This is a genomic window from Klebsiella sp. CN_Kp073 (assembly GCF_040065495.2).
GTDB classification, from domain to species: Bacteria; Pseudomonadota; Gammaproteobacteria; order Enterobacterales; family Enterobacteriaceae; genus Klebsiella; species Klebsiella aerogenes.
This window is the reverse complement of the sequence record NZ_CM198051.1, coordinates 818,103-842,290: the sequence shown is the minus strand read 5'-3', so window position 1 is coordinate 842,290 and position 24,188 is coordinate 818,103. Positions and strand designations below refer to the sequence as shown.

The 24,188-nt window shown below is 57.8% G+C and carries 20 protein-coding genes; 3 read left to right on the top strand and 17 right to left on the bottom strand.

Annotated features, from left to right (window positions below):
• Positions 1–33: 33 nt before the first annotated feature.
• The 6 genes from ABLV66_RS04090 to ABLV66_RS04065 all read right to left on the bottom strand — a co-directional run bounded on the left by ABLV66_RS04090 (position 34) and on the right by ABLV66_RS04065 (position 6,961).
• Positions 34–891 carry a small-conductance mechanosensitive channel MscS gene (locus ABLV66_RS04090; protein ID WP_015369769.1) on the bottom strand — a complete coding sequence of 286 codons (858 nt, stop codon included), beginning with the start codon at positions 889–891 and terminating at the stop codon, positions 34–36.
• Positions 892–1,020: 129 nt separating this feature from the next.
• The gene (gene allS, locus ABLV66_RS04085) at positions 1,021–1,953 is read right to left on the bottom strand and encodes an HTH-type transcriptional activator AllS (protein ID WP_046883085.1); all 933 of its coding nucleotides are present in this window, start codon (positions 1,951–1,953) and stop codon (positions 1,021–1,023) included.
• A complete protein-coding gene (locus tag ABLV66_RS04080; RefSeq protein WP_348877269.1) occupies positions 1,853–2,743 on the bottom strand; it encodes an oxamate carbamoyltransferase subunit AllH family protein in 891 nt (296 codons plus the stop codon). Before ABLV66_RS04080 ends, allS begins: the two co-directional genes overlap by 101 nt.
• A 40-nt stretch (positions 2,744–2,783) precedes the next feature.
• Positions 2,784–4,046: a YlbE family protein gene (locus ABLV66_RS04075; RefSeq protein ID WP_063415661.1), complete on the bottom strand. Its 1,263-nt coding sequence runs from the start codon at positions 4,044–4,046 to the stop codon at positions 2,784–2,786.
• Positions 4,047–4,062: 16 nt separating this feature from the next.
• Positions 4,063–5,724 (bottom strand): acyl-CoA synthetase FdrA, encoded by a 1,662-nt coding sequence (locus ABLV66_RS04070; protein ID WP_348877268.1) that lies wholly within the window; start codon positions 5,722–5,724, stop codon positions 4,063–4,065.
• A gap of 13 nt (positions 5,725–5,737) precedes the next feature.
• Positions 5,738–6,961 carry an MFS transporter gene (locus tag ABLV66_RS04065; protein WP_047044047.1) on the bottom strand — a complete coding sequence of 408 codons (1,224 nt, stop codon included), beginning with the start codon at positions 6,959–6,961 and terminating at the stop codon, positions 5,738–5,740.
• 327 nt (positions 6,962–7,288) lie between these two features.
• Here ABLV66_RS04065 and ABLV66_RS04060 point away from each other — a divergent pair, with 327 nt between their 5' ends.
• Positions 7,289–8,191 (top strand): carbamate kinase, encoded by a 903-nt coding sequence (locus ABLV66_RS04060; protein ID WP_348877267.1) that lies wholly within the window; start codon positions 7,289–7,291, stop codon positions 8,189–8,191.
• A gap of 86 nt (positions 8,192–8,277) precedes the next feature.
• Here ABLV66_RS04060 and fbaA read toward each other — a convergent pair whose 3' ends face one another.
• The 4 genes from fbaA to tkt all read right to left on the bottom strand — a co-directional run bounded on the left by fbaA (position 8,278) and on the right by tkt (position 14,079).
• The gene (gene fbaA, locus ABLV66_RS04055) at positions 8,278–9,357 is read right to left on the bottom strand and encodes a class II fructose-bisphosphate aldolase (RefSeq protein WP_004144748.1); all 1,080 of its coding nucleotides are present in this window, start codon (positions 9,355–9,357) and stop codon (positions 8,278–8,280) included.
• Positions 9,358–9,467: 110 nt separating this feature from the next.
• Positions 9,468–10,631 (bottom strand): phosphoglycerate kinase, encoded by a 1,164-nt coding sequence (gene pgk / locus ABLV66_RS04050; RefSeq protein WP_015369762.1) that lies wholly within the window; start codon positions 10,629–10,631, stop codon positions 9,468–9,470.
• Positions 10,632–10,682: 51 nt separating this feature from the next.
• Positions 10,683–11,702, bottom strand: coding sequence for an erythrose-4-phosphate dehydrogenase (gene epd / locus ABLV66_RS04045; RefSeq protein WP_015369761.1), 1,020 nt, complete (start codon positions 11,700–11,702; stop codon positions 10,683–10,685).
• Between the two features lie 385 nt (positions 11,703–12,087).
• On the bottom strand, positions 12,088–14,079 hold the full coding sequence (tkt, locus tag ABLV66_RS04040; protein WP_045392025.1) for a transketolase: 1,992 nt from the start codon (positions 14,077–14,079) through the stop codon (positions 12,088–12,090).
• Positions 14,080–14,358: 279 nt separating this feature from the next.
• Between tkt and loiP the strand changes: the two genes are divergently transcribed.
• Positions 14,359–15,117, top strand: a complete 759-nt coding sequence (gene loiP, locus ABLV66_RS04035) for a metalloprotease LoiP (protein WP_015703437.1) — start codon at positions 14,359–14,361, stop codon at positions 15,115–15,117.
• A gap of 377 nt (positions 15,118–15,494) precedes the next feature.
• Positions 15,495–16,763, top strand: a complete 1,269-nt coding sequence (locus ABLV66_RS04030; RefSeq protein WP_015958965.1) for an OprD family outer membrane porin — start codon at positions 15,495–15,497, stop codon at positions 16,761–16,763.
• A gap of 136 nt (positions 16,764–16,899) precedes the next feature.
• Here the strand turns inward: ABLV66_RS04030 and ABLV66_RS04025 are convergent, their stop codons facing one another.
• The 7 genes from ABLV66_RS04025 to ABLV66_RS03995 are packed head-to-tail and all read right to left on the bottom strand — an operon-like array spanning position 16,900 to position 24,168.
• Positions 16,900–18,540: a thiamine pyrophosphate-binding protein gene (locus ABLV66_RS04025; protein WP_348877266.1), complete on the bottom strand. Its 1,641-nt coding sequence runs from the start codon at positions 18,538–18,540 to the stop codon at positions 16,900–16,902.
• Between the two features lie 13 nt (positions 18,541–18,553).
• A complete protein-coding gene (locus tag ABLV66_RS04020; protein ID WP_348877264.1) occupies positions 18,554–20,023 on the bottom strand; it encodes an aldehyde dehydrogenase in 1,470 nt (489 codons plus the stop codon).
• Between the two features lie 15 nt (positions 20,024–20,038).
• Complete coding sequence (locus ABLV66_RS04015; RefSeq protein ID WP_063415655.1) at positions 20,039–20,803, bottom strand: aspartate dehydrogenase; 765 nt, start codon at positions 20,801–20,803, stop codon at positions 20,039–20,041.
• A 9-nt stretch (positions 20,804–20,812) separates the two neighbouring features.
• Complete coding sequence (locus ABLV66_RS04010) at positions 20,813–21,607, bottom strand: SDR family oxidoreductase (RefSeq protein ID WP_348877263.1); 795 nt, start codon at positions 21,605–21,607, stop codon at positions 20,813–20,815.
• Positions 21,591–22,361 carry an alpha/beta fold hydrolase gene (locus ABLV66_RS04005; protein WP_122542288.1) on the bottom strand — a complete coding sequence of 257 codons (771 nt, stop codon included), beginning with the start codon at positions 22,359–22,361 and terminating at the stop codon, positions 21,591–21,593. Before ABLV66_RS04005 ends, ABLV66_RS04010 begins: the two co-directional genes overlap by 17 nt.
• Positions 22,362–22,370: 9 nt before the next feature.
• Positions 22,371–22,901, bottom strand: coding sequence for a cupin domain-containing protein (locus ABLV66_RS04000; protein ID WP_045392044.1), 531 nt, complete (start codon positions 22,899–22,901; stop codon positions 22,371–22,373).
• A 10-nt stretch (positions 22,902–22,911) separates the two neighbouring features.
• On the bottom strand, positions 22,912–24,168 hold the full coding sequence (locus ABLV66_RS03995; RefSeq protein ID WP_047078918.1) for an MFS transporter: 1,257 nt from the start codon (positions 24,166–24,168) through the stop codon (positions 22,912–22,914).
• Positions 24,169–24,188: the final 20 nt, after the last annotated feature.

Sequence of the window (24,188 nt, the reverse complement as noted above, 5' to 3'; positions counted from 1 at the left end):
GCGATGCCGGTCTTGTGCCATTGCTGGAAAAAATTACTGCGCTTTTTCCTGCTGATTCACCATATGTACGTCCATCTGCGGATACGGGAAGCTGATGCCATTGGCGTCGAAATCGCGCTTAATGCGCTCCAGCACGTCCCAGTAGACGTTTTGCAGGTCGCTGCTTTTGCTCCATACGCGAACCACGAAGTTTACCGAAGAGGCGCCCAGTTCGTTAAGACGAACGGTCATTTCGCGATCGCGCAGAATGCGGTCGTCGGATTCGATAATCGCGGTCAGCAGTTGTTTCACCTTATCGATATCGGCATCGTAGGAGACGCCGATAATAAACTCATTGCGACGCGCCGGCTCACGGGAGAAGTTAATGATATTGCCAGCGATGATTTTGCCGTTCGGCACCACCACGATTTTGCCATCGACGGTACGCAGAGTAGTGGAGAAAATCTGCACGTTCTGCACCGTGCCCGCGATACCGCCGAGATCGACATATTCACCGGCGCGGAACGGGCGGAACATCACCAGCAGCACGCCTGCGGCAAGGTTCGACAACGACCCCTGCAGCGCCAGACCCACGGCCAAACCGGCGGCGCCCAGCACGGCAATCACTGAGGCGGTCTGCACGCCAACGCGGCCCAGGGCGGCAATCAGCGTAAAGGCGATAATCGCATAGCGTACCAGCGCGGAGAGAAAATCGGCGACAGTCGCGTCGATCTTACGCGCCAGCATCAGGCGGTTGACGGTGTTAGAAACGATGCGCGCCACGATCATCCCGATGATCAGGATAACGATAGCGGCAACGATGTTGACGGCATAGCTCAGCAGCAACTCCTGGTTGCGCGCCAGCCAGGTCCCGGCATGGTTGATGCTATCGACAACGTTCAAATCTTCCATTTAGTAATCCTTGGGTCATATCAAAAAAAAGCAAATGAGATCATTCTCACGAAAATGACCTTTTAAAGGTAAACAAAAACCACCGAAGATGCCATTTCTCAATCTGATCCAGATGAAACTAACGCCGCATTACGCTTGCGCAGGACGATCCACCATCCGCAAAAAACCGCTGACTAATGCCTCTTTGCGCTCGAACGCCCTGGCGATTTCACTGACGACTTTACCGCTGCCGGCATTCTTCCAGGCAACGGAGAGCGGCGAAGGCTGGCGGGGGTTGGCGACCGCACGGGCCACCAGCGCGCCGGATTCCAGGTAAGCGCGACACATTCGTTCCGGCAAAAAGCCGACCCCCAGACCGCTAAGATGGCAGGCCAGCTTGGTGCTGAGATCCGGCACCTTGATTTCTTTTTGCCCGTTGAGCAGCCAGGCGACACGACGCGTCAGAGTCCGCGACGTATCCTCAATGTTAATTGCCGGATAGCGGCGTAGCGCGTCGTCGGAGAGTACCGCCGCGGGGTGACTGGCAAGGGGATGATTCTGCGCCACCACAAACTGCCAGCGAATATCGCCGAGCGGCAATAAAGAGATATTGTTGGACAGGGATTCCGAGCCGGTTACGCCAATCGCCAGCTGGAAATCGTCGTATAGCAAAGAGTCCCAGACCCCCATATAGACCTGGCGGGAAAGCTGAAAACGGGTAAAAGGAAACTGCTGATGTAGCCAGGTCAGGAGATCCGCGGCGCTTTGCGGCTGATACAGAAGATTATTGATAACGATATTAACCTGTCTTTCGACGCCGGCATTAATCTGCTGGAGTTCATCGGGCATCACGTCAAGCCAGTTCAGCCACTGCCGACAGTGCTCAAGCAGATGTTGCCCGGCCAGCGTCAGGCTTACCGAGCGAGTCGTGCGTAAAAAGAGCTGCGTTGCCACCTGCTCTTCCAGCGTTTTGATACGATAGCTAATCGCCGCCGGCGTTTTGTGCAGCAGGCTGGCCGCGCGGGAGAAACTCCCGGTCTCGGCGACCTGTATAAACGTACGGATGGTTTCCTGATCGAGCATGCGTTCTCCTTGAATCCACTCTCTGTAACCAATGCTGCGCGAATGCCATCCCCAGCAGCGTATCAGCCCCAGAAGTATGACCTACCGCCAGCAAACGCTGAATTGCTCGCCTGGGATCGCCTGTCGACCGCAGCCCGCGCATTACCTTAACCACCGGCAGCGAAAACTCGCCGCGCCTGGCGCTATTCAGATAGCTACAGCTTACCGAAGTTGTCAGCGATGTAAGTTGATCCGCCGGGGGGATAAACGCGTGCAGGCGGTCAGAAAAACCGGCGCCGTACAGCATCGCCAACATCCCGGCGAGCATATCATCGCCGCTGGGGGTTAATCCGGGTCCCTTGCCAATCAGCCATCCCCAGTCCGGGAACTCGCCGCGTCGCCAGCGCTCCAGTTCGCCCATAATAGATGAATAAAACGACATATCCGCCAACGGCTGATTGAGCGCGGCGCATAGTCCGCTCTGGCATGAATAAGACGTAAGATCGAGAAGAAGCGAGCGGCCGACGGGAATGCGAAGTTTGAGCATCCGACGCGGGCGAATCACAACTCCCGCCCCCCACAATATGCGCCCCTGCTTAACCAGCCGCGGAAGATTAGCCAACTGCGCAAACTGGGTGCTGCTAAGCAGAATACCCGTCGGGCCAATACCTTTGCCGTAGCGAAATAGCGTCAGTAAAGTCCCATCGGCGTGGACGAAATTAACCGCCTGTGAAAATTGACTATGGTGCTGCCACACGCCGTCGGCTAACTGTTCAAGGCCGGTACAGGCCAGCGCATTGAGGGTTTTCATCGGCGTCTCTCCGGGGCGGCAGCGCCGCCCCTCTCTCGACTCAGGCAGTGATGTGGTGCAGTTCCGCCAACGCTTCCAGCGCCTTCTCAAAGCACAGCAGCGGCGCGCGAACGGTTCCCGCTCCCACCTGACCTATCCCCGCCTCGCGATGGGCAATACCGGTATTGATAAGCGGCGTGATACCGGTTTCCACGACCCGCCGAACATCCAGCCCCAGGCAGGCGCCTTTGAAGTCCCATGATGGGATCTGGAACAGCGGGTTGTTGGCAAGATAGATTTCAGACATCTCTTCCGATGTTTCCAGCGCCGCGCCCATTCCGCCAGCGCCGACGAAGCGCGTCACGCCCGGTGCGGCAATCATCGCCGCGCCGCCGATGCCCAGCGTTTCGGTAATCGCGCTATCGCCGATGTCCGGGTTGGCATCCGCCTGACTGTAGCCGGTGAAGAACAGCCCCTGCGGCGTATTCACCGGTGCGGTAAACCAGCGATCGCCGGTACCGCTAACGCGAATGCCGAACTCGCGGCCGTTGCGGGTCATGGCGGTCACCACCGAGCCGGCTTTAATTTCCGCCGCCGCATCCATCACCGCTTTGCTGTAAGCCATCGCCAGGTTGAGGAAGAACTGATCGGTAACGCTGAGGAACTGCAGCACGGCGACAATTTCCGCCTTTGGCCGATCCAGGCCAGCAATGACCGGCGACAGCGTGCGCAGCAGCAGCGACGAGGCGGCGATATTACGCTGGTGGAACTCATCGCCCATGGTAATCGCCTGCGCCATCATCGCCGTCAGGTCAACGCCGTTTTCCATTCGCGACAGCGCTTCTTGCAGCACCGGCGCGAGCGTGTCGCGCATCCAGCGCAGACGCGTTTGCACATCCTCGCCGTAGGCGCCGAAGCGCATCACTTTGCCGATCCCTTCATTCAGGTTGCAGCAGGATTGGTTACCATGAACCACATCGCGCACCACCAGCACCGGCATGTTCGCCGAGGTGATCCCGCCCATCGGCCCCACCGCGCCCACGTGGTGGCAAGGGATGAATTCCACCTCTCCCTGCTCCAGCATCCGCACGGCTTCTTCTTCGCTCGTCGCCCAGCCTTCAAACAACGATGCGCCGATACAGGCTCCGCGCATCGGCCCGGTCATCTCTTGCCAGGCGATTGGCGGCCCGGCGTGCAGTAATTTACGTCCAGAAGATAATTCAGCCACCGCCTCTTTCGCAGGACGGACGGCAACCCAATGCGGGCGCGCGGCTTTAATTCGTTCGATAATGGCTTCGTTAGCCTGTGCAATTGATGAGTACATATCCATACCTCTGAACTTAATGTAACTGCTTGAGTAAACTGGCGAGACGAGCGTTACCGCCGGCAACAGGCGCCCACTGATAATGCACCACTGGCGTACCGCTGCTTTGTAGATCCAGCGCGAAGCTGCGCAACCCGACATTAATGACCTGCACGCCGTCGAGCAGCGGGTTATGCGCTGCCGATTCGCTCTGCGGCTGATGCTGCGTCAGGCTAACCGCCAGTAGCGTCGCCTCTTCGAGGGTTTCAACCACCGCAACCCCGGCATCGCACAGGATGGCTATCTGCTCGCTACGGCCCTGCGGGTCAGCATCGGTACCGGTCATGGTGGCGATAACCACCAACGGCGCGACACGTTTACGGCGGATCTGCTCGATGGCCTCAACCACCGCCCCGGCCGGATCGGCGCAGGCGCCGTAGCCCAGCACCACATCCAGCAACAGCACGCCAACTTCCGGCATGGTCGACAGCTTCTCAATTTCAATGCTGCGGGTGGTGGGGTCGATCATCGGGTGCGGTCTGCCGAGGGTGTAACTATCGTCGCCAAGGTCGACAATGCGATGCCCGCCGGCTTCCAGCATCACGCCGTCGGCGTGGCTGTCGCTGACCGGCACTTCCAGATGAGCGGAAAGCAGCATCGCGGCCTCGGCGGCAAGGGTACCGCCAGCGTACAGGCCATAAATCCCCTTGCCTGCAACCTGCGGCTGGCTCTGCCGCTGTTGCGCGACCCGCATCAGCAGTACCGCCAGCTGCGCGGCGTCCGCCAGCGAGTTCGCCAGCCAGACGTTGCCCTCGCGGCGCTGCTCGGCACGACTACCAAGGAACAGCGCCACCACCGGTTTATTCTGTTTTTGCATCGCGGCAATAATGCGGGTACGCACCTGTGGCGAAGGCGGTTTGGAGACAAAAGCGATAACCTGCGTCGCGCTATCGGCCGCCAGCATCTCCAGCGCGGTCAGGGCACTGATACCGCCGACTTCGGCGCTGAGATCGCGCCCGCCAAGGCCGATGGCGTGGCTAATTCCCTGTTGATGCAGCGCCACCTGGGAGGTGATTTCCTGGATCCCGGTCCCCGATGCGCCGATGACGCCAATTCCGCCCTGCGGTAAAACGTTGGCAAAGGCCAGCGGACTACCGGCAATCATTGCCGTTCCGCAATCCGGCCCCATCACAATGAGCCCCTTCTCGCGAGCCAGCGTTTTCAGTTCAACTTCTTGCTCCAGCGGGACGTTATCGGAAAACAGCATCACGCTCTTATTGGCTAACAATCCCTCTTTCGCCACCCCGGCGGCGTACTCCCCTGCCACCGAAACCAGCAACAGATTCGCGTCCGGTAATTTCTGGCAGGCGCTCTCCCAGCGCCGCGCCTTGACCAGCTGCGTTGAGCTGCCCGATGCATTAGCGATAGCGCTTAGCTCTTTCTCTAATTGTTCACGGATTAAATCGAGAATTTCCGGCTGCGCTTCGTGCGTGCGGACTGCGACACAAATATCGTTGGGCGTCGCCTCGGCGAAATCCGGATGCCAGAATCCGGTCGACTCCAGCATCGATTTATTCGCCGGGGTACCCATCATGACCGAAACCTGATCCACTTCCGGGCGTTCACTTAATTTGCGGGAAATAATCATCAGGCTTACGGAATCCTGGAAGCTTCCCTTTTTAATAAAAGCGTAAATCATTACCGCTACCTCTTTATGTGCGTTTTTCTTTTAAAAACAGCATGGCGACCAGACCAATGACCAGCAGCGCAGCGGAAACATAAAAGCTCGAAGCCAGACTGCCGGTAATATCACGCGCCGCCCCTGCAATAATCGGCGCCAGAATCGATGAGCTCATGCCGATAAAATTAAATAAACCAAACGCGGTACTGTAATTGGTTTCATCGACGCTATCGGCGACCAGTGCCACCAGCACCGGATCCAGCGCCAGTTTGCCAACCAGGCCGTACACGCACAGCGCCACGATGACGCCGGTCATACTCGGCATCCAAATAATGGAAAGCATGCTGGCAATCGCCACCGGCACGAGGAATAAAATTAACGGCTTGCGGCGGCCTAATTTATCCGACAGCCCCGAGAACAACAGCGCGCCGGGAATAGAGATCCACGCGACCAGCGACGAAATAAACCCAGTTTCGCTACCGGCAATACCGCGCTCGTTTTGCAGATAATAAGGAAGCCAGGTCAGAATAACGAAGAAACCAAACAGGCTGCAGAACACCATAATATAGGTCAGAATTAAATTACGATTCTTCAACAGATCGCTAAATTTACCTTTTTGTACCGGTTTGCCCTCAGCGTCGGCGGTGCGTTTTTTCTCTTTCACGAATAGCCAGATAGCAATCCCTACCAGCACCGAAGGTATCGCCATGGCATAAAACGGCATCCGCCACGAGTAACCCTGGTCATAGACCAGCCAGCTGGAGGTCATCAGACCCAGCGCAATGCCAAAGGCCATTCCGCTATTGATAATCGCGCTGCCCAGCGAGCGGAATTTTTTCGGGATCTGCTCGGAAGACAAGCCATACTGCGGGCCATAATATGTCCCCTCGCCTGCGCCGGTGACCACGCGGGCAAATAGCAGCATATACCAGCTTTTTACCCAGCCGGTGACCGCGGTAAAAACGCCAAACAGAATAAACCCAGGCACTAGCACTTTTTTCTTACCGATTTTGTCCCCGAGGATCCCCGCCGGCACCTGTAGCAATGCATAAGAAAAATAAAATACGGAGTTGAGCACTCCTAATTGCGTTCCGCTTAAACCAAACTCTTTTTCCAGCTCACCCATCACCGGATTTAATACCGTGCGATCGGCATACATAAATACCCAACCTAACCAGAAAAGAAATACCGTGACCCACCAGGCGGGTATTCCTTTTCTTTTGGTCACCTCGGTTACCTCATACGTTCCTGACATAAGCTATCTCCCGGCAATATTCACCTCAGGCCATCCCAGAGGATGCGTGAAGGATTGATGTTTTAACTCCGCTAACCATATCGGGGTAACCATGTATTTCATTTGAACAAAGTCACACAAAATCCATTTTTTTAAATTCCTAAAGACTGCTGACGAAATTATTAAAAAAAATCTAATAATCATCTTTAAAAACATTTAAATAAAACCAGCGAATATAATATTTATTAGCGAGATATTTTTTACTCTCGATAAAGTGGCGACCTCATCACATTACCTGGCCGCTAAAACGATATTTTTAGCGCACTTCTATAATTCAATGAGGTCATCATGAAAAAGAAAATCGTTATTGCGCTGGGTGGTAATGCACTGCTTCAGCGCGGAGAAGTGCTCAGCGCGGAAAATCAGCAGCGCAGCATTCAACTTTTTGCCCGGATGGCGGCGGAATTAGCCCGTGATTATCAGCTGGTGATCGTGCACGGTAATGGCCCGCAGGTCGGATTGCTGGCGCTGCAAAACGCCGCCTATCAGGAATCTCCCGCCTGGCCGCTGGATATTCTGGTCGCGGAAAGTCAGGGGATGATAGGCTTTGCTATCGCTCAGGAACTGATGCAATACGCCAGTGCACCGGTCAGTACCCTGATGACGCGCGTAGAGGTGGCGGCAAATGATGACGCTTTCGCGGTGCCGGGGAAATATATTGGCCCGGTCTATCCGCCGCAGCAGCAGGCGGAGCTGGAAAAACGCTATGGTTGGCAGATGAAAGCGGATGGCGACTATATCCGTCGGGTGGTCCCTTCCCCCAAGCCGCTAAATATTGTTGATAGCGCGGCCATTCAGACGCTGATGGATGCCGGTCATCTGGTGATTTGCTGCGGCGGCGGCGGGATCCCGGTGGTTGCCGATACGCACGGTTACCGGGGAGTCGAAGCGGTTATCGATAAAGATTTGACGGCGGCGGCGCTTGCCGGCGCCATTCATGCCGACCACTTGCTGATACTGACGGATGCCGATGCGGTCTATGTTGATTGGGGGACGCCGCAGGCTCGCCCGTTGCGTCAGGCCACCATTGCTACGCTCGCGCCGTTTGCCGCGCCGGACGGCGCAATGGGGCCGAAGGCGGAAGCGGTTATTCAGTTTGTCAAACAGACCGGAAATAACGCCTTCATCGGCGCGTTAAAGGATGCGCCACAGATATTAGCCGGGGAAAAAGGCACCTGCGTAAGTCGCTAAAAAAAAGGCTTCCCGCAGGAAGCCTTTTTTATGCCGGTAATGAAAGGAAACGCCGTTTCCCTTCGTTACGCTCGCAGCAAGCGAAATTACAGAACGTCGATCGCGTTCAGCTCTTTGAATGCCTGCTCCAGACGAGTCACCATAGAGGTCTGAGCGGCACGCAGCCATACGCGCGGATCGTAGTATTTCTTGTTCGGCTGGTCTTCGCCTTTCGGGTTGCCCAGCTGGCCCTGCAGGTAAGCTTCGTTCGCTTTGTAGTACTGCAGGATACCGTCCCAGGTCGCCCATTGGGTGTCGGTATCGATGTTCATTTTGACAACGCCGTAGCTGACGGAGTCTTTGATTTCCTGAGCGGAAGAACCGGAACCGCCGTGGAAGACGAAGTTCAGGCTGTTGTGCGGCAGGTTGTGTTTCTTAGAAACATATTCCTGAGAGTCGCGCAGGATAGTCGGAGTCAGAACCACGTTACCCGGCTTGTAAACGCCGTGTACGTTACCGAAGGAAGCGGCGATGGTGAAGCGCGGGCTGATTTTGCTCAGCTCGGTGTACGCGTAATCAACGTCTTCCGGCTGAGTGTACAGTGCGGAAGCGTCCATGTGGCTGTTGTCCACGCCGTCTTCTTCACCGCCGGTGCAGCCCAGTTCGATTTCCAGAGTCATGCCCATTTTGGCCATGCGAGCCAGGTACTTAGAGCAGATCTCGATGTTTTCGTGCAGGGACTCTTCAGACAGGTCGATCATGTGGGAAGAGAACAGCGGTTTGCCGGTGGCAGCGAAGTGTTTTTCACCCGCGTCCAGCAGGCCGTCGATCCACGGCAGCAGTTTCTTCGCGCAGTGGTCAGTGTGCAGGATAACCGGCACGCCGTAGTGTTCAGCCATCTGGTGCACGTGATGCGCGCCAGAGATAGCGCCGAGGATAGCAGCGCCCTGCGGAACGTCAGTTTTCACGCCTTTGCCCGCGATGAACGCAGCGCCGCCGTTAGAGAACTGAACGATAACCGGAGAACGAACTTTCGCAGCAGCTTCCAGAACGGCGTTGATGGAGTCAGTACCCACGCAGTTTACCGCTGGCAGAGCAAAGTTGTTTTCTTTAGCTACCTGGAACACTTTCTGAACGTCGTCGCCAGTGATGACGCCCGGTTTTACGAAATCAAAAATTTTAGACATGTTACTTAGTCCTGTATCTGTATCTTCGACCGTTGAAGAAGGTTCGCGAGCTGTACAAAATTGTACGTTAGCGCGCTGAAAAACAGGCGGGTTTCCCCGCCTGAACTAAATTACTGCTTAGCGCGCTCTTCGAGCATTGCTACTGCCGGCAGAACTTTGCCTTCCACGAATTCGAGGAATGCGCCGCCGCCAGTGGAGATGTAGGAGATTTTGTCAGCGATGCCGAACAGGTCAATCGCCGCCAGGGTGTCACCGCCGCCTGCGATAGAGAAACCTTCGCTGTCTGCGATAGCATTAGCGACGATTTCAGTACCTTTACGGAAGTTCGGGAATTCGAATACGCCAACCGGGCCATTCCACAGGATGGTTTTGGCGTTTTTCAGGATTTCAGCCAGTTTCTGTGCGGAAACGTCGCCGAGGTCCAGAATCTGCTCGTCATCTTTGATGTCGTTAACGGATTTCAGGGTCGCGGTGGCGGTTTCAGAGAACTCGGTAGCGACGCGAACGTCAGTCGGAACCGGGATATCGCAGGTGCTCAGCAGGCGCTTAGCTTCGTCAACCAGGTCCGCTTCGTACAGGGATTTACCGACGTTGTGGCCTTGAGCGGCAACGAAGGTGTTAGCGATACCGCCGCCTACGATCAGCTGGTCAGCGATTTTGGACAGAGAGTCGAGAACGGTCAGTTTGGTGGAAACTTTAGAACCGCCAACGATAGCAACCATCGGACGAGCCGGCTCTTTCAGCGCTTTACCCAGCGCGTCGAGTTCAGCGGCCAGCAGCGGGCCTGCACAAGCGACATCGGCGAATTTACCGATACCGTGGGTGGAAGCCTGCGCGCGGTGCGCGGTACCGAAAGCGTCCATGACGAATACGTCGCACAGCGCAGCGTATTTCTTAGACAGCTCTTCGTCGTCTTTTTTCTCGCCTTTGTTGAAGCGAACGTTTTCCAGAACCACCAGTTCACCGGCAGCAACGTCAACGCCATCCAGGTAATCTTTAACCAGACGAACCGGGTTAGACAGTTTGTCTTTCAGGTAATTAACAACCGGCAACAGAGAGAATTCTTCGTTGTACTCGCCTTCGGTCGGACGACCCAGGTGAGAAGTAACCATTACTTTAGCACCCTGTTTCAGCGCCAGTTCGATGGTCGGCAGGGAGGCGCGGATACGCGCGTCGCTGGTCACTTTGCCATCTTTAACCGGTACGTTCAGATCAGCACGGATGAAAACGCGTTTACCAGCCAGATCCAAATCGGTCATCTTAATTACAGACATGGTGAATCCTCTCGTTGATTCTTGATAAAGTTTTGCAAGCGCCGCAGCGCCTTACCTGAAACCTTGCGCGGCCATCGCTAACGTCGTGTCGAGCATTCGGTTAGCAAAGCCCCATTCGTTATCGCACCAGACCAACGTTTTGATCAGATGCGCGCCACTGACCCGGGTTTGCGTGCCATCGACGATGGCGCTGTGCGGGTCGTGGTTAAAATCTGTCGAGACCAACGGTAATTCCGTATAGTCAACTATACCATGAAATGCTCCCTGTGCTGCTTTTTGCAGCAACTGGTTGACTTCACAGGCCTTTACCGGTTTTTTCACCGTCACGCTCAGGTCTATTGCGGTGACGTTAATCGTCGGTACGCGTACCGCGATCGCCTCAAAACGGTCGTTAAACTGCGGGAAAATACGGGTGATCCCCGCCGCAAGTTTAGTATCAACCGGAATAATTGACTGGCTGGCCGCACGGGTGCGCCGCAGATCCGGATGATAGGCATCGATCACCTGCTGGTCGTGCATCGCGGAGTGGATTGTCGTGACCGTTCCTGACTCAATGCCGTAGGCATCATCTAGCAGTTTAATGACCGGAATAATGCAGTTGGTAGTGCAGGAGGCGTTGGAGACAATGCGGTGCTCCGCGCGCAGTTCATCATGGTTGACGCCGAAGACTACCGTTGCGTCGAGATCGTTGCCGCCAGGATGTGAAAAGAGCACTTTCTTCGCGCCAGCCTGAAGATGGGCTTCGCCATGTTCACGGCTACCGTATACGCCGGTACAGTCCAGCACCACATCCACCGCCAGCTCCTGCCAGGGCAGCGCGGCGATAGAAGGCTCATGCAGTAGACGAATGACGTCATCGCCGACATACAGCTGTTCCCGCTCCTGGCGAACATCCCAGGAAAAACGGCCATGGCTGGTGTCGTACTTCAATAAATGCGCGATGCCTGCGGCATCCGCCAGTTCATTGATCGCCACCACGGTGATTTCCGCACGACGCCCGGATTCATACAAAGCGCGAACCACGTTGCGTCCTATGCGACCGAAGCCATTAATCGCGATGCGTATGGTCATAGGTCTCCTGCAAGGTTATCCCTGATTTGAGGTGGCTGACAGAGTAATCCAGCAACGCCTTTAGGGGAACCTTACCTGTCGCAAACTGCGACTGATTGATTAATTGTCGAACATTTATACGACTGAAACGCTTCAGCTAGAATAAGCCAAAGTCGGAATAAAAGGAATGTTTGTCCAGAGCAATAAACCAGCTATATGACTTGCGTCACATTTTCTTTGGAATAATTTACAGGGTAGTTACATGTTCGAGGAATAGTGCCTACAAAAAAACCGGGTGGCGAGATAAAAGCAAAACGGTAACCCAGGGGTTACCGTTTTTGGTGTTCGCACCCTCTCCTGTGGGAGAGGGTTGGGGTGAGGGCATCAGCCCGCACCGTACCAGCGATTACAGCAGCGCTTTCGCTTTAGCGACAACGTTGTCAACGGTGAAGCCGAACTCTTCGAACAGCTGCTCAGCCGGCGCAGACTCACCGAAGGTGGTCATGCCAACGATGGCGCCGTTCAGGCCCACGTATTTGAACCAGTAGTCCGCGATACCGGCTTCTACCGCTACGCGGGCAGAAACGGCTTTCGGCAGTACGGATTCACGATAGGCCGCATCCTGCTTGTCGAATGCGTCGGTGGACGGCATGGAGACCACGCGCGCCTTCACGCCTTCGGCGGTCAGTTTGTCCCACGCGGCAACCGCCAGTTCCACTTCTGAACCGGTAGCGATGAAGATCAGTTCCGGCTGGCCGGCGCAATCTTTCAGCACATAACCGCCGCGGGCCACGTTTGCCAGCTGCTCTGCGGTACGCTCCTGCTGCGCCAGGTTCTGACGGGAGAGGATCAGCGCGGTCGGGCCGTCCTGACGCTCTACGCCATATTTCCACGCAATTGCGGATTCAACCTGGTCACACGGACGCCAGGTGGACATGTTCGGCGTGACGCGCAGGGAAGCGACCTGCTCTACCGGCTGGTGAGTCGGGCCATCTTCGCCCAGACCGATGGAGTCGTGGGTGTAGACCATCACCTGACGCTGTTTCATCAGCGCCGCCATACGTACCGCGTTACGCGCATACTCGACGAACATCAGGAAGGTGGAGGTGTACGGCAGGAAACCGCCGTGCAGCGCGATACCGTTGGCAATCGCGGTCATACCGAATTCACGTACGCCGTAATGGATGTAGTTACCGGCGGTGTCTTCGTTGATCGGCTTAGAACCGGACCACAGGGTCAGGTTGGACGGCGCCAGGTCGGCAGAACCGCCGAGGAATTCCGGCAGCAGCGGGCCAAACGCTTCGATGGCGTTCTGCGATGCTTTACGGCTGGCGATCTTCGCCGGATTCGCCTGCAGCTTAGCGATGAACTCGTTAGCTTTCGCGTCGAAGTCAGACGGCATTTCGCCTTTCATACGGCGGGTGAATTCGGCTGCTTCCTGCGGGAAGGCTTTGGCGTAGGCGGCAAACTTCTCGTTCCACGCGGCTTCTTTCGCCTGGCCGGCTTCTTTCGCATCCCACTGCGCATAGATGTCAGACGGGATTTCAAACGGAGCGTATTTCCAGCCCAGCGCTTCGCGGGTCAGCGCGATTTCAGCGTCGCCCAGCGGCGCGCCGTGGGAATCATGGGTGCCTGCTTTGTTCGGCGAACCGAAGCCGATGATGGTTTTGCACATCAGCAGGGACGGTTTGTCGGTGACCGCGCGCGCTTCTTCTACCGCGCGTTTGATGGCGTCAGCGTCGTGACCGTCAACGCCGCGCACCACGTGCCAGCCGTAGGCTTCAAAGCGTTTCGCGGTATCGTCGGTGAACCAGCCTTCAACGTGACCATCAATGGAGATGCCGTTGTCATCATAGAACGCCACCAGTTTACCCAGTTTCAGGGTACCGGCCAGGGAGCACACTTCGTGAGAAATACCTTCCATCATGCAGCCGTCGCCCATGAAGGCGTAGGTGAAGTGATCGACGATGTCGTGCCCTGGACGGTTAAACTGCGCCGCCAGCGTTTTTTCCGCGATAGCCATACCGACTGCGTTAGCGATACCCTGACCCAGCGGGCCGGTGGTGGTTTCCACGCCTGCGGTGTAGCCGACTTCCGGGTGGCCCGGAGTCTTAGAGTGCAGCTGACGGAAGTTTTTCAGTTCTTCAATCGGCAGATCATAACCGGTGAGGTGCAGCAGGCTGTAAATCAGCATGGAACCGTGACCGTTGGACAGCACGAAGCGGTCGCGATCGGCCCAGGACGGGTTCTGCGGGTTATGGTTCAGGAAATCACGCCACAGGACTTCGGCAATGTCAGCCATGCCCATCGGGGCGCCAGGGTGGCCGGATTTGGCTTTCTGTACAGCGTCCATGCTCAGCGCACGAATAGCGTTGGCAAGCTCTTTACGTGAGGACATTTTGACTCCAGTTCGGATGTTATAAGGCCATGCCCTTAACGACTTGACGAGAGCGCGTTTTGGGCTACGCCGGAAAAAAGTGTGAACAATGTAACCCAAGCGACAAAGCATGTACATGGAGCATCCTTTTGCCCATTAAGAAATCTCTGGAACACGTTGTGCTGCCGCGGAATCCACTCGCCCGGATCATGAGATACTATTTATACTTTGCACAGGACGAGGCGGGTCCGTCGTCGCCCATTATTCAGATAAAAAACCATAAGATTGTGGAAGATAAAAATGAAAATTCGCTCAACCCTTCTTGCCTTCGGGATCGCAGCAACATTAACCGGATGTCAGAACATGGATTCCAACGCCCTACTGAGCTCCGGCGCGGAAGCATTCCAGGCCTACTCTCTTAGCGACGAACAGGTAAAAACCTTAAGCGACCAGGCGTGTAAAGAGATGGACGCCAAAGCCACTATTTCCCCGGCCAGCAGCGAGTACAGCAAACGCCTGAGCAAGATTGCCGCCGCGCTGGGCGATAACATCAACGGCCAGCCGGTCAACTACAAGGTCTATGAAACGAAAGACGTCAACGCCTTCGCGATGGCCAACGGCTGCATCCGCGTTTACAGCGGCCTGATGGACCTGATGAACGATAACGAAGTAGAAGCGGTTATCGGCCACGAAATGGGCCACGTTGCGTTGGGTCACGTGAAGAAAGGCATGCAGGTCGCGCTGGGCACTAACGCCGTGCGCGCGGCGGCGGCCTCCGCTGGCGGCATCGTCGGCAGCCTGTCGCAGTCGCAGCTGGGCGATCTCGGCGAAAAACTGGTGAACTCGCAGTTCTCCCAGCGCCAGGAGTCGGAAGCGGACGACTACTCTTACGACCTGCTGCGTAAACGCGGCATCAATCCATCGGGGCTGGCCACCAGCTTCGAAAAACTGGCCAAGCTGGAAGCCGGCCGTCAGAGCTCCATGTTTGACGATCACCCGGCGTCGGAAGCCCGCGCGCAGCATATTCGCGATCGCATGAAGGCCGACGGCATTAAATAAGCGACAGCGGGAGGCATTATCGCCTCCCTTTTTTATATACCCGTAAAAATATTTAGCCGCATCAATTGATAATTTAAGCGCACAAACCGTTAATTATTATCACAGCGCATCACAGCCAATTATTTTATACCCGGCGATTCAGAAATATATTATTTGGTAAATTAAAAAGGTCGCACATTATCTGGCTTTCAGAATCGTCTTTACCCGAATAATAAATAGTCCACCCCTTACTGCCTGGCGCACGGCTCACGCGCCATACAGCCTGTTTCCGGCTGCAATAACTGCTCACACAATGATTGCTTTCGACATTATTTCAGGAGAATATCTGACTGGCAGTGATTCCCATGAATATATCGACAGACAGAGAAGTGCCCTCAGTGAAAAAAGAATTACCATTAATCGCACTTGGCATTATTGCCGCCGCGCCGGCTTTCGCCAGCCAACAATCTACCAGTCAGGGCTTTATTGAAGACAGCCACCTGGATCTCTTTTTACGTAACGCTTATATCAAACGCGATTATCGCGATGGATTGCCGGATAAAGCCGAATGGGGTCAGGGTATTATCGCTACCTTCGAATCCGGCTTCACCCAGGGACCGGTCGGCTTCGGCGTTGACGGCATTGCGCAGTACGCCGTGCGCCTCGACGGCGGTCGCGGCCGCAGCGGCGCGGGCGGTATCGACTTTTTCGCCCAGGATGATGATGGCCGCGCGAAGTCCGATTTAGCCAAATTCGGCGCTACCGCCAAAATGCGCTTCTCGAATACCGTACTCAGCTACGGCAGCCAGCGCCCGATGCTGCCTATCGTCTACGCCGATGACTCGCGGCTGCTGTACGAGAGCTATACCGGTACCATGCTGACCTCAAGAGAAATCGACGGTCTGGAAATTAACGCCGGTTATCTCACCGATCAGCAGCGCAAAAGCGACGACAGCCACAACAGCGGCCTGAAGAGCCTGACCTTTGGCGGCGCCAGCTATCAATTCAACGACCAGCTCAGCGGCGCGCTATACGCTTCTCACGTCGAGGACGTGCTGAATAAGCAGTATCTCGGCCTGAACTACAAGCAGCCGTTCGCCGCCGACCAGCAGCTGATTGTTGACTTCAACGGCTATAACTCGCGCTTAGATCAAGAATATGCCGACGCCAATGACACCGGGCGCAGCAACAGCATCTGGAGCCTGGCCGCCAGCTATATCTGGGATATTCATACCTTTAAAGTCGCGTACCAGCAAAGCAGCGGCAGCACCGGCTACCACTACGGCGGGTATCAGAATCAGGGCGGCGTCGGCGATGGCGGTAACACCATCTGGCTGGCTAACTCCTACTGGTCAGATTTTAACGGCGAGGATGAGCGTTCCTGGCAGGCCTCCTATGGCCTGGATTTTGCCGGACTGGGCGTACCGGGCTTGAGCTGGACTACCGCCTACGTTCGCGGCGATAACATTAAAACCGCCGAGACCAGCAACGGTAAAGAACACGAATGGTTCAACCAGGTGCAGTACCAGGTGCAAAACGGCATGGCGAAAGATTTGAAATTGAGACTCCGCTATTCGGTGCTGCGCGTTTCCAGCAACGCCAGCGACTATAACGTCAGCGGTAATGAAGTGCGGTTCTACGTCGAATATCCGTTTAACGTGTTTTAACCGTGTAATGAACCCTCTCCTGCGGGCCGGCCCTCTCCCGGCGCGCAGGAGCAACCGTCCGGCGCCTTGATTAACCCCCTGTGCCGTGCGGTACCCTCTCCCCGGAAGGGAGAGGGTTGGGGTCACTGGGTTATCATTAATACAGCGTTTTCTGCGGCGGGCCGGCAAAGCGCAGCGCGCCAATCTGGCCCATTTTCACTTCCACCACCGATGGCCCAGGCATCGCCAGCGCTTCGGTCATCACCGCCTGGAAATCCTCAGCGCTTTCCACGCTCCACGCCTGCAGACCAATCGCCTGCGCCAGCAGGGTAAAGTCCGGCGTGTGCAGCTCGTTGTAATACTGGCGGCCGCCAAAGTATTTATCCTGAATACCGCGCATCACGCCGTAGCCGCCATCGTTCATAATCAATAGCATCACGTTGGCCTTCTCCTGCGCCAGGGTCGCCAGCTCGCCAAGGTTGAGGCTCAGGCCGCCGTCGCCGACCAGGCCGACCACTTTCCGTTGCGGATTGGCAATCGCGGTGCCCACCGCCATCGGTAGCCCCATACCGATGGCTCCGGCCAGAGAATGGATATTCATCAGCGGACCGTGAGCGCGGAACAGACGGCTGCCCCACAGGCTGCCGGAAACGGTAATATCGCGCACCAGAATGCCGTCATCGGGCAGCGCCTGCGCAATCGCGTCATTCAATTTAGCGTAAGCGCCGCACTGGTCGCGCAGCCCCTGCTCCGCCGCCTCTACCGCCGCTTTAAGCTGGCTATCCCAACGCGCATCGCCCCACATCCGGCCCTGTACCCGCGCTGCCAGCGCCGCTAATAGCGCCCGGCAGTCCGCCACCAGCGTGTTGTCCATCAGGTAGTTACGGCTGGCCGCCGCCGGGTCGATATCAATCTGCACCCGCGGCGCGGGCAGCTCCAGCGTCCAGGAACGCGTTTCGTTGCTGCGCAGCCGGGAACCGGCCACAAGTGTGAAATCACATTGTGAAATCAGCGCTTCAACCGAGGGAGAATTATGAAACGCGCGCAGGCTGGCGCGATGGCTATCCGCCAGAATGCCGCGGCCGTGGGTACTGGAAATCACCGTCACTCCGGCATCCGCCAGCGTCTTCACCGCCTCAACGCTCTCTAACGCGCCGCCGCCAAGCCACAGCAGCGGCTGCTTCGCCTGCTTAAGCTGCGCCCACAGCGCATCGACCATCGACGCCTCCGGCTCAATCGCCGGAGCGCGTTTCAACGGCGCGGTCAGCAGCGAAAGCGGAATTTTGGCGCTCTGAATGTCGATTGGGATCTCCACCGAGACCGGGCCGCACGGCGGCGTCTGCGCCTCCTGAATCGCCTTATGCAGTATTGCCACCGCCTGGTTGGCGTTGCTAATGCGGTAAGCGCGCTTCGAACTGGCTTTCAGGAAGGTCAACTGATCGCGGGTTTCATGAATAAAACCGGTATCGGCGTCCAGCCAGGCTTTTTCGACCTGTCCGGTCAGGTGCAGCAGCGGCGTACCGGCGTTCATCGCCTCAACCAGCGCGCCGACCGCATTACCCGCGCCCGCGCCGGTGCTGGTCAGCGCCACGCCGAGCCCGGAAAAACGGCCATGGGCGTCGGCCATGGTCACCGAGCCCGCTTCGCCGCGCGCCGGAACAAAGCGGATTTTGTCCCGCTGGCCGACGGCGTCGGCGATCGGCAGGTTATGGATAGAAATGACGCCATAAATGGCTTCAACGTGATACTGCTCCAGCGTTCTGGCGATGGCATCGCCGACGGTTATCATTTCGCTCATTGCTCACCCTTTCTCAGTCGCACCAGTGGTTGACGCTATTACCCGTCGCCAGATAAATGCTCTTTTGTTGCATCCAGGCTTTCAGCCCCTGGATCCCTTTTTCGCGGCCCAGACCGCTCTCTTTAAAGCCCCCGAACGGGGTCGAAATGGAGAAAACTTTGTAGGTGTTGATCCACACCGTACCGGCTTCCAGTTGTTCGCTCAGACGCAGCGCGCGGCCGGTATCGCGCGTCCAGATCCCCGCCGCCAGACCGAAGACCGAATCATTGGCCTCGCGGATCAGCGCCGCTTCATCGCGAAAACGCATCGCCACCAGCACCGGCCCGAAGATCTCTTCCTGACAAACGCGGGCCTGATTGTTCAGCCCTTCAATGATGGTCGGCAGGAAATAGCTCCCCGCCGCCAGCGCCGGATCCGCCGGGATCTCGCCGCCGCATAGCACGCTGCCGCCTTCGCGTTTCGCCAGCTCGACGTACTCCAGCACGCTCTGGCGATGTTTATCGTTGATCAGCGGCCCGACGTGGGTGCCAGCGCTGAACGGATGACCAACCCGCAGCCCTTGGGTTAACTCCAGCAGGCGGGCCATTAATTGCGGATACACTTTTTCATGGACAAACAGCCGCGAGCCGGCAATACAGGCCTGGCCGCCGGAGCTGAAAATGCCGTAGCAGATGCCCCGCGCCGCCTGTTCGATATCGGCATCTTCCAGCACGATGGTCGGCGATTTACCGCCCAGCTCTAGCGACGCCGGGATCAGCTTTTCCGCCGCTACGTGCGCCAGGTGACGCCCGGTGCTGGTGCCGCCGGTAAAGGAAATTTTGCGTACCTTAGGATGGCGGGCCAGCGCATCGCCGATAATCGATCCTTTACCCGGCAGCACGCTCAGCAGTCCAGCGGGTAAACCGGCCTGCTCGAAGATCTTCGCCAGCTCCAGCGCCATGAGCGGCGTGGCTTCCGCCGGTTTGAGGATCACCGCGTTCCCGGCGGCGATCGCCGGGGCCACCTTCTGCATTTCACTGGCGATCGGCGAGTTCCACGGCGTGATCGCCGCCACCACGCCCAACGGCTCATAGCGGCTCAGGGTCAATAGATCCGCCTGCCGCGGCGTCGGCAGCTCGCCCTCCAGCAACTCGCAGGCGGCGGCAAAATAGCGTGCGGTACCGGCGGCGCTCATCACCAGCCCTCGCGCTTCCGCCAGCGGTTTACCGTTATCGCGGCTCTGTTTTTGGGTGAGCTCATCAACCTGTGCTTCAATCAGATCGGCAACCTTATGCAGGATCTTCGCCCGCTGATGCGGCAGCATCGCCCGCCACGTTGGCTCCCGCCAGGCGCGGTCGGCGCAGTCGATCGCCTCCTGCAAATCATCGAGGCTTGCCGCATGCAGCGCCGCGTTAATAGCGCCCTCTGCCGGAAACAGGCTGTGCATTAAATTGCCGCCGCCGCGACGCCACTGGCCGCCGATAAAAATGTCTAATTCGTCCATCTCAGCCTCTCTGCGTTATGCCAGTTCACGGCAGGCGCGTACCGCGCTCAGTGCCGCGAGGGTCGATGTTTTCGGATTGCTGGCGAGCGGCAGGCCGCTCAGCTCCAGGTGAAACTCGCCGAACAGTCCTTCGGCGTGTAGCGTATGGGTGTTGCGTTGCGTCGCCGGATCGACCATCAATTGCACCCGAGTCGCGTCAAGGCCGATACCGCCCAGCGCGATGGTTGCCGCCACGTTGGCATTTGCCGGGAATAGTCGCGCCGCCTCGCGGGCGCTGCCTTCAAAGAAAATTTGCGCTTCATTGATCGCGCTGAGGTCGATAAGCTGTTCGGCATAGCTGCCGCGCCAGCTGGCCGGGCTTTTACGCGACTGATAGGTCACTCGTTCAAGACCGCCCTCTTTCGCCGCCGCCAGGCCGTCAATCCCGGCGACTGCGCCAGCCAGCAGCGTCAGCCTGCCGCCCGCCTGGCGTAAACGCTGTTCCAGTTCGCTGTCCGCCAGCGCGCCGGTTGAGATCACCGCCAGATGCCAGCCGCGCGCCAGCACCGCTTCGCCGTACTGCGCGACCGCCTGCTGGCTGGCGCATTCCAGCACCAGGTCCGGTGTCTCTTCGCACTGCAGCGGATCGGTAAGCGGCGTCACCGCGTGGCCGAACTGCTGGCGGATCGCCGCATGATGCGATTCGCGGGCGACGATCCAACCCAACGTCACCTGCGGCGGCAGGCGTTCAATCACCGCCTGCGCCATCGCGCCATAGCCGATTAACATGACCTTTTTCATCATCTTTCCTTACAGATGGCGGCAGAAACCGCCGGAAACGTCCAGCGCCGCGCCGGTGGTAAAGGAGGCCAGCGGCGAAGCGAGGAATAGCAGCGCCTGTGCCGGTTCCTGCGGTTTGCCGAGGCGCGCCATCGGGATCCCACGCTTGCGGGCGATTTCGGCGGTCCACTGCGGCCAGCTCTGGCTCCTATCGCTGCGGTTTTCGAAACGGCGCTGCCACTGCCCGGATTCGACCATTCCCAGCAGGATGGAATTCACGCGGATGCCTTTCTCCACCAGCTCTTTCGACAGGGTCAGCGTCATATTGAGCAGCGCGGCACGGGCAGCAGAGGTGGCAATCATGTGCTCTTCCGGCTGCAGAGCCAGCAGCGAGTTCACACAGGTAATTGAGGCGATATCCGACTGTTCAAGCTGCGGCTGGAAGGCCTTTACCGGGTTAATCACGCCGAACAGTTTCAGTTCGGCTTCGTGCAGCCAGGCCTCGCGCGGCGTATCGGCGAAGTGGGCGACATAGCCCTGCCCGGCGTTATTAATCAGCATGTCGGCGCCGCCGAAACGCGCGGCGACCGCGTCAGCGAAGGCCTGAACTTCCGCTTCGTTCAGTACGTCGCAGCGCCAGGAGAACACCTCGCCTTCTGGATATTCGTTTTGCAACGCCGCATGGGCGCTGGCCAGCCGATCCGGGTTGCGGCCGCAAAAGGCGACCTTCGCCCCTTCGCCCAGCAGCAGGCGCAGCGTTTCAAAGCCGATCCCTGACGAGCCGCCGGTGACTACCGCGACGCGTCCTTCAATTTGTGCATTCATCGCGCACCTCTTCCCCTATGCGTAAAAGCTGTTGATTAAAAAAGGTTTCGTTATCGAGATAGCTGGCATGTCCAGCCTGCGGGATGGCGATGTAAGGGGCGCCGTAACGCAGCGCCACTCCCTGCACCAGCTCCGGTTGGGTAATGGCATCCTGCTCGCCACACCACACCGTGAGACGGCCGCGATAGTCGGCGAGCCAGCGGTGGATGTCGTCATGCGCCAGCATCCAGGCAGCGGCGAGGTAGCCTTCGCTACGCAGCCTGCGCATGCCTGCCGCCACCGTCGCCACATCGGCTTCGCGCGCGCCGGGGCGCAGCAGTTTTGCCGCCCGCCCCTGCGCCATCGCCTCGCCGCCCAGCGCCATCTGCTGTTGACGTCCCTGCCAGACTTTTTCCCGCTGCGCGGCTTCCGCCTGACCGTAGCCCTGCGCGACGTCGGCGAGTACCAGATAAAGCACCCGCTGCGGGTATTTCGCGGCGAAGGCGGCCGCCACCAGCGCACCCAGCGAATGGCCGACCAGTATGGTTTGCTCTACTCCAGCGCGGTCCAGCATTCGCGCCAGCGCGTCGGCGTAATCACCGGCATCCGCCGGCGTTGCCGACAGCATCGGGCTCTCGCCATAACCGGGCATATCCCAGGCCAGCACGCGGTAGCCGGGCAACGCCATCTGTTTATGCCAGGAGGACGCGCCGGAACTGATGCCGTGCAGCAGCGTCAGCGGAATGCCGCTTCCTTGTTCACGAAAACCCGTCATCATCGCCCCTTAGTTACGTTTTACTTTTGCCAGCGGATGATCTTCCGGGTAGGTCGGAATATGTGGCTTATGGGTGCCGAGCATCACGCACATCAGCGCCTCTTCTTCGCCGTGGTTGAACAAACCGCGGTAGATTCCGGGCGGTACCGAGATCAGATCGCGTTCGCGCAGTACGGTTTCGGTATAGTTGTCGCCGTCCTGAATCATCAGGGTGATCTGCCCTTTGAGCATGAAGAACACCTCTTCTACGTCATCATGCAGGTGCAGCGGGCCTTCACATTTGGACGGCAACACCATGGTGGAGAAGGTGAAGTGCTCTGCCGGAACGGTGTTGGTATCGCTGGCGACGCCGGTGGCGCCGGTGCCGATGTAGCGCATCTGCGCGCGGCGATATTTCGGGTCGAAATCGGCCTGGAATTTCAGCGCATTCCAGTCGTATTTACGGCCTTCGAAGCGCGCGATACGCGACTCCACCCACTCTTCCATCGTCAAATGTTCAGGTTTCAGACTCTGTTTTGCAGTTACGGTTGAATCAGTCATCGTTTTATCCTCAGTAACGTCTCAGCAGCGGCAGTAACAGGGCGCAGCCCACCGCCGCCATCACCGCCAGAAAAATCAGCCCGGAATCCATGCTATGGGTGAAGGCGATAAGCGCGCCCATCACCGCCGGCGATAAGGCCCCGGCAAAGTTTCCCAGCCCGTTGAAAATCCCGCCCGCCGTGGCGCTGACCCGTGGATGGGTCGCTTTAGCCAGCAGCGCGAAAATGTTTGGCGCGCCGGTGCCCCACATAAAGGTGCTAAAGCTCATCGCCGCAATCACCGGTAATGGCGCGCTAAAATGCATCACCGCCGCCAAACCGATTCCGGCGCCCGCCAGGGAAATAAAGCAGGCGGCGGCGCGCTTATCGACGCGGTCGGACAGCCAGGCGCCGATAATTTCGCCCAGCAGCATGGCGATAAACGGCATCGACGACAGCCAGCCGGCGTGTTCCAGATGAATGCCTTTGCCTTTAATCAGGTAGCCCGGCAGCCAGCCGTTGATCCCCCACAGATAGGCGAGAAAGGCGATATTGAAGATGCAGATCATCCAGAAATGCGGGCTAACGAAGAGCTCGCGCCGCGCGCTGCGGCGCGCTTCCTGCGACGTTTTATCGCTGCCGACTTTCGCCTCCAGCTGCACGCCGCGCAGCCCGATACGCACAAAAATCAGCACCGGCACCGTCAGCATCGCCATCACGAAAAAGGTGCTCTGCCAGCCGAAGGTATTGAGTAGCCAAATTGACAGCGGGAAACCTAGCGCCGCGCCAACCGGCGTGCCGAGCAGCCACAGCATGGTGGCGCGAGCCTGCAGCCGCTGCGGGAAGGTGTGGCGCACCACGGCGAACGCCAGCGGGAACAGCGGCCCTTCGGCGATGCCCAACAGGATGCGCAGCGTCACCATCAGCGCGTAGTTGTGGGTGAAGCCCATGATCACCATCAGGATGCACCACACCACCATCATTCCAGTTAGCAAGCGCAGCGGCGCAATCCGGTCGCCAAGACCGCTTAATAACACTGACGAGAAGCCGTAGCTCAGCAGAAAGGCGCTCATCAAAATACCCAGTCGGGTGGTATCGAAATCGATCCCCATCGCCTGCTGGAAGTGGCTATCGGAAAACAGCGCGGCGATACTGATTTTGTCGAAAAACGCCAGCAGTACGCAGGCCAGCAGCGACAGCGGAATGGCCCAACGCACCGCCTTTTCAGGCGTGCGGACGCCCTCGCCGCGCGCCTCAGCAGGCGCGGCGTTAGTCTCTAATGTGGTCATTTCTCCCCCTTAAGGGTTCG

Coding starts and splice junctions, on each gene's coding strand:
- ABLV66_RS04070 (WP_348877268.1), bottom strand. CDS start 5,724: ATGATTTACGCTTTTATTAAAAAGGGAAGCTTCCAGGATTCCGTAAGC.
- fbaA (WP_004144748.1), bottom strand. CDS start 9,357: ATGTCTAAAATTTTTGATTTCGTAAAACCGGGCGTCATCACTGGCGAC.
- ABLV66_RS04010 (WP_348877263.1), bottom strand. CDS start 21,607: ATGAATGCACAAATTGAAGGACGCGTCGCGGTAGTCACCGGCGGCTCG.
- pgk (WP_015369762.1), bottom strand. CDS start 10,631: ATGTCTGTAATTAAGATGACCGATTTGGATCTGGCTGGTAAACGCGTT.
- ABLV66_RS04075 (WP_063415661.1), bottom strand. CDS start 4,046: ATGTACTCATCAATTGCACAGGCTAACGAAGCCATTATCGAACGAATT.
- ABLV66_RS04015 (WP_063415655.1), bottom strand. CDS start 20,803: ATGAAAAAGGTCATGTTAATCGGCTATGGCGCGATGGCGCAGGCGGTG.
- ABLV66_RS04090 (WP_015369769.1), bottom strand. CDS start 891: ATGGAAGATTTGAACGTTGTCGATAGCATCAACCATGCCGGGACCTGG.
- epd (WP_015369761.1), bottom strand. CDS start 11,702: ATGACCATACGCATCGCGATTAATGGCTTCGGTCGCATAGGACGCAAC.
- loiP (WP_015703437.1), top strand. CDS start 14,359: ATGAAAATTCGCTCAACCCTTCTTGCCTTCGGGATCGCAGCAACATTA.
- ABLV66_RS04025 (WP_348877266.1), bottom strand. CDS start 18,540: ATGAGCGAAATGATAACCGTCGGCGATGCCATCGCCAGAACGCTGGAG.
- ABLV66_RS04065 (WP_047044047.1), bottom strand. CDS start 6,961: ATGTCAGGAACGTATGAGGTAACCGAGGTGACCAAAAGAAAAGGAATA.
- ABLV66_RS04020 (WP_348877264.1), bottom strand. CDS start 20,023: ATGGACGAATTAGACATTTTTATCGGCGGCCAGTGGCGTCGCGGCGGC.
- ABLV66_RS03995 (WP_047078918.1), bottom strand. CDS start 24,168: ATGACCACATTAGAGACTAACGCCGCGCCTGCTGAGGCGCGCGGCGAG.
- tkt (WP_045392025.1), bottom strand. CDS start 14,079: ATGTCCTCACGTAAAGAGCTTGCCAACGCTATTCGTGCGCTGAGCATG.
- ABLV66_RS04000 (WP_045392044.1), bottom strand. CDS start 22,901: ATGACTGATTCAACCGTAACTGCAAAACAGAGTCTGAAACCTGAACAT.
- ABLV66_RS04005 (WP_122542288.1), bottom strand. CDS start 22,361: ATGACGGGTTTTCGTGAACAAGGAAGCGGCATTCCGCTGACGCTGCTG.
- ABLV66_RS04080 (WP_348877269.1), bottom strand. CDS start 2,743: ATGAAAACCCTCAATGCGCTGGCCTGTACCGGCCTTGAACAGTTAGCC.
- allS (WP_046883085.1), bottom strand. CDS start 1,953: ATGCTCGATCAGGAAACCATCCGTACGTTTATACAGGTCGCCGAGACC.
- ABLV66_RS04060 (WP_348877267.1), top strand. CDS start 7,289: ATGAAAAAGAAAATCGTTATTGCGCTGGGTGGTAATGCACTGCTTCAG.